The sequence below is a fragment of the Pantoea sp. SGAir0430 genome (assembly GCF_043549295.1).
This window is the reverse complement of the sequence record NZ_CP039427.1, coordinates 3698756-3711071: the sequence shown is the minus strand read 5'-3', so window position 1 is coordinate 3711071 and position 12316 is coordinate 3698756. Positions and strand designations below refer to the sequence as shown.

Genomic DNA, 12316 nt, shown 5'->3' with positions numbered 1-12316 from the left:
ATAAATCCCTGATGATTAACTGTGTGGATCGAGCAACCAGACGCCTTCTTCGCTGATGGTCAGCGTTTGCTCGCGCGTGCCGCCCTGGCCGCTGATGGCAAAGGTATAATTGCCTGGCGCCAGTTGCAGCGCGGCAAAACCGTTGGCGGCAGGCACCAGCGCCTGCGGTTTGCCATTCACCTGGACGCGTTCGCCCTGCTGCAGCTTGATGTAAACCTGCGCTACCGGCTCCGGCGGCGGAGCAGGTTGCGGCTCCGCTTCGCGCGGTTTTTCCGGCGTTACCGCTGCCGTTGCGGCTGGCGCTGACGGCGCTGAAGGTGAAACTGCCGGATCAGCAGCTGGCGCGCTGTTTTGCACCGTCTCTGCCGGCGCCGCAGGCTCATCGCCTCCGGACATCAGCAGCCCCACGCACAATCCCACCAGCACGCCCGCGGCCACCAGCCCCGGCAGCGCAAAGCGATGGCGCAGCAGCGATTTCACCGGCGAAAGCGTTTCGGCTTCGTTCGCGTCTTCCACCGGCACCAGCATGGTGCCCGGTCCGCTGATTTTGGCGCTCAGCAGCGGTTCCGGTTCGCGCTCTGGCAGCGCCATCAGCCCGGCAAAAGCATCAATATCCTGCGGCCGATCTTCCGGTTTGAGCGCCAGCGCGCTGTCTACCGCCGTCAGCAATGCCTGGGAGTAGCCCGGCAGGCGGCGCGCGGCCAGCGGCTGGTAGTTATCTTCGATGCTGCGCACCACGCTCACCGGCGGTGGCGCCCCGGTGATCAGCGTATGCAGCACCGCGCCCAGCGCGTAGATATCCGTCCACGCGCCCTGTTCGCTTTCGTCGTTATCGCTGTATTGCTCGATGGGCGCATAGCCCGGACGCAGCATGGTTTCGCTCTCATCCGAGAGGTTGCCAATGGTTTTACGCGCGGAGCCAAAGTCCAGCAGCACCGGCTCGCCGCTGCTCTGAATCTGGATGTTATCCAGCGAGATATCGCGGTGCAGGTAACCGGCGTCGTGGATGGTTTTGATCGCACCCAGCAGCGGCGGCAGCAGGCGACGAATCCAGGCTTCATCCACCAGCTGCGGATTGCGCTCGCGCAGGTTCGATAAGGTGGTGCCGCTGTAAAACACCGTGCCCATATAAGCGGTGTCGTTCTGCACCCAGAAACGCAGCACGTGCAGCAGATTTGGATGGTTGAAGCGGGCCAGCAGGCGCGCCTCCTGAATAAAGCTGTTCAGCCCGGCATGAAAGGTTTTACTAAAGCGTTCGCTGCGCAGCACCAGATTCAGATCGTCGCTGCGCACTGCCAGCGAAGCAGGCATAAACTCTTTGATGGCGATATCACGCTCCAGCTGATGATCCCAGGCACGATAAACAATGCCAAAGCCGCCACCACCGATCACTTCTTTAATTTCAAACTCATTGAAACGGTAACCCACCGGCAGAGCGTTGGGTACGTTGAGGGGATTATCGTGTTCCGACATTTTCGAAAACTCTCTGATCACTAACGGCTTTAGACATCGAACTGGCAAACAAACTCGCCCTGCTCACAGCGTACCTGCACGCGACGATAGCGTTCATCGCGGGCGTGGGCGCTGAGCAGCATCTGGCTCATCTGCGGCAACAGGGTATTGGTAAGGATGGCGTCGACCATGCGGCCACCGGACTCCACTTCCGTGCAGCGCTGCACGATCTGGCTGATGACCGAATCGTCAATCTGCGCGCTGATGCCGTGGTTGTCGGCGAGGCGCTGAACGATACGGCCCAGCTGCAGCCGGACGATTTCCGCCAGCATCGCGTCGCTCAGCGGGTAATACGGCACCACCAGCAGGCGACCCAGCAGCGCTGGCGGGAAGACCTCCAGCAGCGGTTTGCGCAGTGCGGTGCTCAGCGCTTCCGGATCCGGCATCAGCTCCGGATCGGCACACATCGCACTGATCAGCTGCGTACCGACGTTGGAGGTCAGGATAATGATGGTGTTACGGAAGTCGATGTGGCGCCCTTCGCCATCCTCCATCCAGCCTTTATCGAACACCTGGAAGAACAGTTCGTGCACATCCGGATGCGCCTTCTCGATCTCATCCAGCAGCACCACGCTGTAGGGACGACGCCGCACCGCTTCGGTCAGCACGCCGCCTTCGCCATAGCCCACGTAGCCCGGCGGTGCGCCTTTCAGGGTGGAAACGGTGTGGGCTTCCTGAAACTCGCTCATGTTGATGGTGATGATGTTCTGCTCGCCGCCGTACAGCGACTCGGCCAGCGCCAGCGCGGTTTCGGTTTTGCCGACGCCGGAGGGACCGCACAGCATAAAGACGCCGACCGGTTTGTTCGGATTGTCGAGGCGCGCGCGTGAGGTGCGCACGCGTTTGGCGATCAGATCGAGACCGTGCCGCTGGCCAATCACGCGCTGGTTGAGCGTATCGGCGAGATTGAGCACCGCGTCGATTTCGTTTTTCACCATGCGCCCCAGCGGAATCCCGGTCCAGTCTGCGACCACGGCGGCCACCACGCTGGCATCCACGGCGGCAAACAGCAGCGGCGCTTCGCCCTGCACCTGCTGCAGCTGCCGTTGCGTCGCGTCCAGCTCATCGCGCAGCGCGGCTTCACCCTCCGTCACGCAGCGCGCCCGCAGGGCAATCAGCTGATCGACCAGTTCACGCTCCTGCTGCCAGCGCTGCTGCAGCGCATCGCGCTCGGTTTCCAGCGTCGCGCGCTGGGCGGCAACCGCCTGCGAACGCGCCGCATCGCCCAGCCCGACTTTGCTTTCGCGCTCAATGATCTCCGCTTCAATCTCCAGCGCGGCCAGACGATGCAGGCAATCTTCCAGTGCCGCAGGCTGTGCGCCCTGGCTCACCGCAACGCGTGCGCAGGCGGTGTCCAGCAGCGCCACCGCTTTGTCCGGCAGCTGGCGCGCCGGAATGTAACGATGCGACAGCTTCACCGCCGCGCTGACTGCCTCATCCAGCAGCAGTACCTGATGGTGCTTCTCCAGCGCGCTGACGGTGCTGCGCAGCATCAGAATCGCTTTGGCTTCATCCGGCTCCTGCACCTGCACGGTCTGGAAACGACGCGTCAGCGCCGGATCTTTCTCAATGTACTTCTTGTATTCGGCCCAGGTGGTGGCACCGATGGTGCGCAGCTGGCCGCGTGCCAGTGCCGGTTTCAGCAGGTTGGCGGCATCGCCGGTGCCCTGCTGGCCGCCGGCACCGACCAGCGTGTGGATCTCGTCGACGAACAGCACAATCGGCGTCGGGCTGGACTGCACTTCATTAATCAGCGCCTGCAGGCGCGCTTCAAATTCGCCTTTCATGCCGGCACCGGCCTGCAGCATGCCGATATCCAGCAGCCACAGCTGCACATCCCGCAGCGGGGCCGGTACGTCGCCAGCGGCAATACGCAGCGCCAGGCCTTCAACCACCGCGGTTTTGCCAACGCCCGCTTCGCCGGTCAGCAGCGGGTTGTTCTGCCGGCGACGCATCAGAATATCCACCATCTGGCGGATCTCTTCATCACGGCCGGTGACCGGATCGATGCGTCCTTCGCGTGCGCGTGCGGTGAGATCCTGCGCGTACTGCGCCAGCGTGCTGGTGCTGGCTGCCGGTGCGGCACTCTCGGTGCCCGGCTGTGCCACCAGCGCCTGCTGTGCCTCTTTACTGCTGGCGAGCAGCGTGTCGAACTGCTCCAGCAGCGCATCAGCATTGATACGGCCAAACTGGCCGGAGATGCCTTTCAGCACGCTGGCGAGGTTGAAGGTTTTGAGCATGCCAATCAGCAGATGGCCGCCGCGAATGCGCGTCGCACCGTACTTCAGCGAGGCGTAGACCCAGGCGCGCTCGACGGCGCTGTCGATGTGTTCGGCGAGATCGGAAACCGCGCTCGCACCTCGCGGCAGGCGGTCGAGCGCCGCGACGATATCCCGCGTCAGCGCGTTTTCATCCAGTGAAAAATGGCTGATCACCCGCTGTAAGTCGCCATCCTGCTGCTGCATCAGCTGGTGCAGCCAGTGCACCAGCTCAACATAAGGATTGCCGCGCAGTTTACAAAAGGCGGTGGCGCTTTCCAGCGAGGTAAATAACAGCGTATCCAGTTTGCCGAATAACACGGCACGGCTGATTTCTGACATATCGGGTCTCTTTAATGAAAGAAGCAGGCTGTGTAACAGGGAAAAGCGATTGGGCTAGCTTGCGGCTGCCTCAACCTCAAACATGAAATCTTCGCGATCCTGCGGCTGTGGCGCGTGTCCCAGCCAGCTGGTGTAGCCCAGCCGGGCATTGCCTCCCAGCGTGACGCTTTGCACCTCTTCCGCCGCCAGGATCAGGCTGAGGTCCCACTGCATCTCGATGCCGAGATAGTGACGCACCCAGTCGCGCACTTCGCGTGCGCCCGGCGCATCTGGCAGAAAGTGGGCATACTGCTGCGCGCTCAGCGGACCGAGCCGCAGGCGAAAACGGTGCTGCACATCGCGCACCGCCACGCCAAGGAACGCCGATTCGCCCAGCCGCGGCATCTGGCGTCCGGCCCCCAGCCGCGCCTGATCGCGCGCGTCCAGCGTCAGCCACTGCGGCACGTTCTGTGCCAGCTGCACCGGTACACCAAAGTAGTGACGCAGAATGCGCACCAGCCCTTCAGCGTCGTGACCGTGGCGGCTAAGATGGCCGACCAGCATCAGCCGCGCATGCAGGCTGAGCGAACTGGCCTGCTGCTGCGCCGGTAAACCGATGCCAGCCAGACAGGCAAGGTAATCGACAAAGCGGCGGTTATCGGCGCGATCCAGCGAGACGGCCGGCTGCGCATCGGCCCAGGCGCGATAAAACAGCAGCGTGGCGCGATGGTGAAAGATGTCGGCAAACGCCGCCAGGCTGTGATCCTGATGGTGCACGATGCGCTCGTGCACATATTCCGTCAGGTGGGTCGGCAGCGGACCGTTGGGGCCAAACAGCCCAAAGCTGTAAATCGCCACGTCATGGCGCGCGTCCTCTGCGCGCGGCTGCACGCTGGCCAGCGTTGCCGGGGCAAACGCCAGCGACGGTTGCTGACCAATGCGCAGCGCTTCGAACTTCGGCAGCGGCGCACGTCCCAGCGGATAGCGCTGGCCGCCCTGCGCATCCAGCCGGCGCAGCAGCTGAAACAGATCGTAGCGCCACGGTGCCGCCATCACTGCCTGCCAGAAATCGTCCGGCAGCCGCTGGGCGCGCTGCAGCGGAATGATCTGCGCCTCGCTCATAGCAGCGCCTTCCTGCCCATGCGCGGCGGCCAGTAGCCCACCTCGCCGCGCTGCTGGCTGTTGAGGGTGAATTCGGTAAAACTATTCAGCGCCACCAGCCGGCTGCACACGCGTTCCAGCACGCTGCCGAGCAGCCACGGGCTGGCACCGGAGAATGCCTGTTCGTCGACCTCCAGCGTGATGCTGACGCCGCGCGCAAACACCACCGGGCCCGGTTCCGGCACCCGGCGATTGACCGCGCTAAGCTGGCAGTGGCGAATACCGTCAATCTGGCGCGCCACCGCCGCTTCGGCGAGATTAGCGTACAGGCTCAGCAGCTGGCGCAGCGCGGCGGCGCCCTGGCCGTCGCTGCTGTCCATCAGGCTCAGGTAGTTCATCTGCAGGTGACTGATCAGACGCCACGCGGAGAGCCCTTCGGCTAGCGCCGGACGCGGCGGCGTCGGGCCTTTACACAACTTCAGCTGACCGACCGGGATCGAATCCGGCATGACGAAATTGCCCTGCTCCTGCTGCAACAGCATCAGCGGCAGATCGCGGCTGGTGCAGAGCACGTCTGCCGACAGGTAGCGCATGTCGTCGCGCCACGGCGTGTGATGCTCATCCACCAGCGACAAAAACACTTCCGAGCCGATATAGCCGGTGCGCGTGCCGTAACGCTGCGCCTGCTCAGACAGCGTGCGCTGCTCACGGCGCAGCGAGAAATAGGCACCGTAATCGCCGTCGTCGCCGCTGAAGGTGCTCCAGAACGGGCGGAATAACTGCTCTTCGCGCTTGCCCTCAACGGTGGCGAACAGCCGCTGCACCGAGTGCACTTCGTAGTCCAGCGGCCGGATGTTATCCACTACCAGATGATATTCGTGCTGGCTGTCGCTGACCTTCAGGCGCTCGGCCGTTTTGGGAAACAGGTTGATCACCGGCGTGCAGTGCAGTGCCAGATGGCTGCTGTCCACCACGCTTTCCAGCGCGCTGTCAGCCTTATCCAGCAGGATGATAATGTCGAATTCCTGCGCGTTATCGCAGCGGCGCAGAAACGGTGCCAGCTGGCTCAGGCTGATGAACTGGAAGCGCGCCGGAAAGGCAAAATACTCCTGCAGCAGCCGGTAGCCGTCGAAGTTACGCAGATCGTCCGGCAGCAGCGCCTGCTCTGGCGCAAAGCCCTCCTGCTGTAGCGCCTCATCCGGCAGCACCTGACGCAGCGGCTTGTGTTCGACTGATTGCAGCACGATGCTGACGCGGTGCTGCATCAGCAGCTCCAGCAGTTTCTGTGCCTGAATGTCCGGGCCGCTGAGATACAGCATTAAATCGGCGACATTCAGCTGGCTGAGCGACGAGATGCCTTCGCAGGCGATACGCACGCGCAGCGCGCTGGCGGCACCGCGACCGCTGAGCTTCAGTTCGCCCAGCGGCAGATCGCCCGGCACGCCGCCGAGTGAAACGTCGCTGATGCGCAGCGGATGCAGCGTGACATCGTGCGCCGTGGTGTAGCTGCAGGTGACGCCGCTTTTTTTCAGGTGCTGGCTCTCCATCATGGTGCCGCGCGGCACGTGGAAGCCATTACTGATGTCGCCTTTGCGGCTGTCCGGCGTGAGCTGTGCAATCGCCATTGACGGCGTAGGTGACAGATAAGACGGTGCAATCATCTCCAGCAGCCGCTGCGAGAAGCGCGGGAACTCGGCGTCCATTTTGAGCTGCACGCGCGAAGTCAGGAAGGCAAAGCCCTCCATCAGCCGCTCAACGTAAGGATCGGCAACTTCGATGCCGCGCATCCCCAGCCGCCCGGCGACTTTCGGATAGCGCGCAGCGAACTCCGCGCCCAGCTCACGCAGATAGGCCAGTTCGCGGTTGTAGTAGTCGAGCAGTTTGCTGTCCATGATTAACCTGCATCCAGTAGTTCAAAATGACCGCTTTCCAGATCAACCTGGGTGCGGAACAGAAACTCCAGCGGATAAGGCACGCACCACAGGCGGCCTTTGATCTCAATCGATAACACGTTGTGCAGGCTGAGCGACTTCAGATCGCTGACGCAGCGTACCTGCAGCCCCTGCGGCAGAATGCGCGGCTCAAAGTGCAGAATGGCATCGGTCATTTTGCGCTGCATATCCTGCCATTCGATGTCGGAGATGTTCTGTCCGGCCAGCGGCGCCACGCCAAAATTCCACACCGAGCGCTGCACTTCACCAAAGGCGCTGAGATCCTGCTGGGCTTCGTTGTTGATGGTGTTAAACAGCCACTGCAGATCGCGCAGCACGTGGCGGCGCAGCGTGCTGTGGGAAATCAGCGTGGTGTTGCTGGCTTCGCTCTGCTTGTCCGGCGCGTTGTCAGTCAGACGATCGAGTAACGAGGATTGCAGCTTGTCGCGCGCGGTTAGCGCGTCGCGATTTTTACGCGCGCGGAAACCGCCATGCAGCTGGGCATAGCCGTCGTTGTGCGAGCTGTTATCACGGCTCATCGCTGCCGCCTGGCTGGAACGTCAGCTGCTGCAGCGTCAGCAGCGGATACTCGCCGCTGTCGCTCAGCCACAGCTTCTGCCCATGGCCGGTAAACTGACTGTCATCGTGGCCCAGCGGCTGCCATTCCGTGACGCTGGCGCGCAGATAACGCTCATCCGCCCCCGGCAGCAGCGGATAGCGCACCGGGATCTGGCAAATCTGCTCGCTGCCATCCACCAGCTGCACGCGCGTATGGCGCCAGACCAAATCGGTCACGCTGGCAGGCGCCTGAAATTCCATCTCGCGGATCGCGGCGAACGGAATCCAGTAGTAGCGGCCGTTGGCGATGGCTTCGCACACCGGCCCGAAGCGGCTGTCGCCGTCCATCAGCCACGCGAAGTCTGCCGTCTGTTCCTGCTGCTGCAGCTGACCCGGATTGGCTTCGGCCTGCGCCAGCGCGGCGGCACGTTGCTCAGCCCCCTGCGCGAAGTCACCGCGGATGTCGGCGCTCAGCGCAGCCAGCAGGGTTTCACACCACGCCCACGCGCTGCCCGGCAGTTGCGGCTGCGCCTCGCCGCGCAGTACCGCTTCACGCTGCTGCTCACCGGCAATGGCCTGCTGCAGTAAGGTAACGGTCGGCTGGGCCTGGGGCGTCAGCGCCAGCCATGATTGCAGCTGGGTTTGCGCGCGCGTCCAGTTACCCGCCAGGCACAACAGCTGCACAAACGCCGCGCGCAGGTCGGCATTGGCCGGGCTGGCCTGAATCTGGCGGGTGATATCGGCGAGGTTATCGGCCAGTGAGGCACTGGCCAGGCGCGATTGTAACGACTCCATGCAAGCTCCTTTTGCGTTAGTTGATGGTGCGGTAAACCGCGGCGGCGGGATCTTTCAGCTCCGGATGCAGCTGCTCTACCAGCTGGACTTTCAGCGGTGCGCTGGCGCTCAGCCACGGCGACCACACTTTGCGCACTTCCTGCAGTCGTGCGCGTAGTGCGCTCTCATCGGCGGCATCGCTGGCGGGCATCTGCACCACCACCTGATCCGGTGCCTGCCAGCCGTTGAACTGGCTGCTGAACGGCAGCACCAGCCAGCTGTCTGGCGACTTCTCGTTGCTCAGCACCATGCGTTCGCTGTTGACGGTGGTGATGCTGAGCTCGGCGCTCTGCTGTTTGTTATTCAGGCCGGCAATCGGGAAGCCCTGCAGGAACGTCACCACTACGCTTTTCGCCGCACCGTTGCCCATCTGCGTCAGGCTGCTGCGGCCGCTCAGCCAGCCATCCTGACCGCAGCTCAGCCCCTGTTTGGACGGCACGAACAGCGCGCTGGTCTGCGCCGGATGCTGCCACCAGGTGCGGAAGTGACAGCCGTCGAGCAGGCTGAACTGCAGCCACGGCGTGGTATCGGCCTGCGGCGAGTTGAGCACCGGCGCGGCAGGGGCAACCGCAGCGGTTTCTGGCTGCTGCACGGGCGCGGGCGGCGGCGTTACCACCGTTTGCCACTGCTGCGCTTTGGCAGCGCTGCCGCTGGCGATCGGGTTGCCGTCATCATCATTGAGCGCCCAGTTGAGCTGCTGCAGCGCTTTACACTGCGATGCCATCAGCCCGGCGACGCGCGGCAGAAAATCCTCCAGCGCCGCGACGTTTTTCGCGCCGTGGGTGACGATGCGCAGATCAACATTGCGCTTACACCAGCTCGCCAGCTGGTTATCTTTCACGTCATCAATCCAGACATCCAGTTTCTGTGCCGGGGACTGCACGATGCGATAGTTCTCAGCAAATGCGTGCGTGCTGAGCAGCAGCGCAGCCAGACCCAGTAATCCATGTTTCATGTTGGCGTTCTCAATCTCGAAGAGGGAAAAACTGCGCCGCTTCGGACAGCGAGTGCAGTAAGGTGGTGTCCTGCGGTGAGCCAATCCAGACGGCCAGCGCGCTGAAGTTATCCTGCTGACCGTTATCCGGCTGACCGTTGCGAATGATTTGCTGCATCAGCGTCAGCCACTCTTCCGGTGTATTGACCATGTGCAGCGACTGCTGCATCTGCTCCAGCGTCACGCCGTGCCAGAAGCCATCGGTGCACAGTAAAAAGGCGTCGCCGTCTTCTATTTCCACCACATCGCTGTAGCTGGCGTCGCGCTGCTCATCGCCCATGCCGAGGGCAAAATAGAGCAGGTTACTGTTGATACCTTCGGTCTGGTGGCCGGCATCTTTCATCTGCTGCACCAGGCTGTGGTCGGTAGTCACGTGATAGAGGTAGCCGCGGCGAAACAGATACAGCCGGCTATCGCCCGCGTGCGCCCAGTAGGCCAGCTCGTAGTCGCGGTCGACAAACAGGCTGACCAGCGTGGTGCCCATGCGGCTGTGCTCGCTGCTGGCTTTCTGCTGCTGGCGAATCGCGTGATTCGCGTGGTTGACGTAGTTGCGAATCGACTGCGCATCCAGGTGCGCGTTACCGTCGAACGCCTCCATCAGGCTGCTGCGCGCGATGCGGGCGGCCACGTCGCCGCCGGGAAATCCTGCTACGCCGTCACACACCACGAAGCAGGCTGAGCGTTCACCGATTACCTCACCGGTTTGATCCTGATTGCTGGCGCGGTCGCCCTGATTCGACGTGGAAGCAATGGTGATATTCATGCGTCATCCGTGTGGGTTTGTGAATCTTTGTACTGATTAACTTCCAGGTCGTAGGCATGCAGGAAAGCTTCGCCGAACAGGGTATGGAAATCGTCCTCAATCTCGCCCGCCGTCTCGCCGTAGCGCTCAACAAAATGCTCCCACAGCGCGGCTTTGCGGCTGCCCGGCAGGCCGAGGCGCGACAGCGATCCCGCCTGGCGGGCTTCCTCTTCCAGCTGATCCGGATTAAAGGATTGCAGCATCGAAGCGATAATGGCGCGGATCCCGGCGATCATGCCGAGCTGATGCGCCTGCAGATCGATCAGCGCATCACGCACCGCCTGACGCGGCGGCATGAAGCCCGGCATGCGGCTGCCAAACATCTGCATCAGCACGGTTTTGCCGGACGGCAGCAGTTTGAACGGGTTGTTGGCGTCGTCGAGGATCACCGTCATATCCGCTTTAACGCCACGCTTAAGAATCGAACGTGACGACAGCAGCGCAACGGTGCCCTGCGAGAACATGCTCAGCATCTGGCCAAACTGCAGCATCTGCTCGCGGTCGAACTGCGGCGTGGGCTGCAGATCGCGCAACCCCATGCCTTCCAGCAATGCATCCAGCAGTTCGCCTTTCAGCGCGTCGCCGCTGCTGTGGCTGGCTGTCGCCTGGCTGGCGGGTGCCGCGTTCTGATGGCTGGAAGCCACCGGATCGATACGCAGCCGCCCTTTCGGCGTCGGCGACGGTACACGTTGCACCGCCTGCGGCGTGGGCAGCGTAATGCCACCGTAATCCATCTGCGGCGCGACCGTCTCTGGCTGCTCCGCCTGCGGTTCGATCAGCGACGACGTGGCCTGGGTTTCGGTGTCATCAAACAGTGGCGAACTGCTGAGATCCGCCAGCTCGACCGGTGCCGTCTCCGGCGAGGGTTCACTGGGCGTTTCCGGCTGGGCGACGGGCTGCGGTTGAACCGTCTTTGCCGGCGCGATCTCCGGCTGCGCCAGCGGAACCGCATTGCCCATCATCAGGCCGAGCGGATCGTCGTGGTTGCGCACGTCGCTGCTGCTCTGGCTGCCAAACAGGCTGAGCGGATCGAGCTCGGTGGCACTCTCGACCTGCGGCTGCGCGGCGGCATTCTGCTGCGCCGACAGCGTGCTGGGGGTGCGATCGTCGAAGATACTTTCCTGCGCGAACAGCGCATCGCCTTCATCGAACAGGCTGGTGTTTTTCGGCTGCTGGCCAATATCCAGCGGCGCATCGTTCACCAGCTGAGCCAGCGGATCCTCCGGGTTGCGATCGAGGCTGGCCGGCGCGGTGAGCGGATTGGCCTCCGGCAGCACCTCGGCCGCTGCTTTGCGCTTCGACAGATCGTCGGAGATCGAAAACTCTTTGGCGAGACTGTCCCAGATCTCGCTGGGGATCGCGGCGGTGCTGGCATCTTTTTCCGCCGGTGGCGCATCAGCCATTACCGCCGCCTGTACCACCGGCTGCGGTGCCAGCGTGGCGGCCTGCGGCTGCTGCGCGCCGTTAAGATCGTTGACCAGCAGCTGGTAATCATCGATGCCCAGCACGTCGCCATCCTGTAATTCCACCTGACGCCCGCGCTCCAGCGGGATGTCATTGAGCAGCACGCGCGTCACGTTGCCCCGGTTGGTGAGGCGGCATTCGCCAGCGGCGGTGATGTGCACAATCGCCTGCAGGCGAGAAATGGTGCGATCGTCATCCGGCAGCACCAGATTGTTGTCCACTCCGCGGCCAATGGTGCCGCCGGGCGGCATAAAATCACAGCGGGTTTGCGGCGGCTGGTGGCCGGGTTTAGTCGTTATTATCGTAAAGCGCATAACGGGTTCCTGCGGTTAGCGGTTCGGCATCTATATTGCGCGGCTCTCCGGGAAAGACGCGGAATATAGGAAGCGGGTAATACGATGCTGTGTGCGATATCAGGTGATTGAGGCTGTGCGTTAAAGCGCGATGCGTTGTTTCATATTTGCTATTTAGTTTGTCGGTGGCTTTGAAATGATTGCAATTTTGTAGCGGCACCATTTATTGCGCGATGAATCGCGCCGCT

Annotated in this window: 9 protein-coding genes; all 9 read right to left on the bottom strand. The window is 62.7% G+C overall.

Annotated features, from left to right (window positions below):
* Nucleotides 1-15: 15 nt before the first annotated feature.
* The 9 genes from E7738_RS17440 to tagH are packed head-to-tail and all read right to left on the bottom strand — an operon-like array spanning nt 16 to nt 12089.
* A complete protein-coding gene (locus tag E7738_RS17440; protein ID WP_394515871.1) occupies nt 16-1473 on the bottom strand; it encodes a serine/threonine protein kinase in 1458 nt (485 codons plus the stop codon).
* 29 nt (nt 1474-1502) lie between these two features.
* The gene (gene tssH / locus E7738_RS17435) at nt 1503-4112 is read right to left on the bottom strand and encodes a type VI secretion system ATPase TssH (RefSeq protein ID WP_394515870.1); all 2610 of its coding nucleotides are present in this window, start codon (nt 4110-4112) and stop codon (nt 1503-1505) included.
* Between the two features lie 54 nt (nt 4113-4166).
* The gene (tssG, locus tag E7738_RS17430) at nt 4167-5213 is read right to left on the bottom strand and encodes a type VI secretion system baseplate subunit TssG (protein ID WP_058771453.1); all 1047 of its coding nucleotides are present in this window, start codon (nt 5211-5213) and stop codon (nt 4167-4169) included.
* The gene (tssF, locus tag E7738_RS17425; RefSeq protein WP_166711078.1) at nt 5210-7084 is read right to left on the bottom strand and encodes a type VI secretion system baseplate subunit TssF; all 1875 of its coding nucleotides are present in this window, start codon (nt 7082-7084) and stop codon (nt 5210-5212) included. Before tssF ends, tssG begins: the two co-directional genes overlap by 4 nt.
* Nucleotides 7085-7086: 2 nt before the next feature.
* Entirely contained in the window at nt 7087-7662 is a 576-nt protein-coding gene (gene tssE / locus E7738_RS17420) for a type VI secretion system baseplate subunit TssE (protein ID WP_021506795.1), read from the bottom strand.
* A complete protein-coding gene (locus tag E7738_RS17415; RefSeq protein ID WP_166711080.1) occupies nt 7652-8476 on the bottom strand; it encodes a type VI secretion system accessory protein TagJ in 825 nt (274 codons plus the stop codon). Before E7738_RS17415 ends, tssE begins: the two co-directional genes overlap by 11 nt.
* Before the next feature lie 16 nt (nt 8477-8492).
* Nucleotides 8493-9470, bottom strand: a complete 978-nt coding sequence (locus E7738_RS17410) for a hypothetical protein (RefSeq protein ID WP_058771450.1) — start codon at nt 9468-9470, stop codon at nt 8493-8495.
* Between the two features lie 10 nt (nt 9471-9480).
* A complete protein-coding gene (locus tag E7738_RS17405; protein ID WP_021506792.1) occupies nt 9481-10272 on the bottom strand; it encodes a PP2C family protein-serine/threonine phosphatase in 792 nt (263 codons plus the stop codon).
* Nucleotides 10269-12089 (bottom strand): type VI secretion system-associated FHA domain protein TagH, encoded by a 1821-nt coding sequence (tagH, locus tag E7738_RS17400; RefSeq protein ID WP_215481524.1) that lies wholly within the window; start codon nt 12087-12089, stop codon nt 10269-10271. The genes E7738_RS17405 and tagH overlap by 4 nt, the downstream gene beginning before the upstream one ends.
* Between the last annotated feature and the right edge of the window lie 227 nt (nt 12090-12316).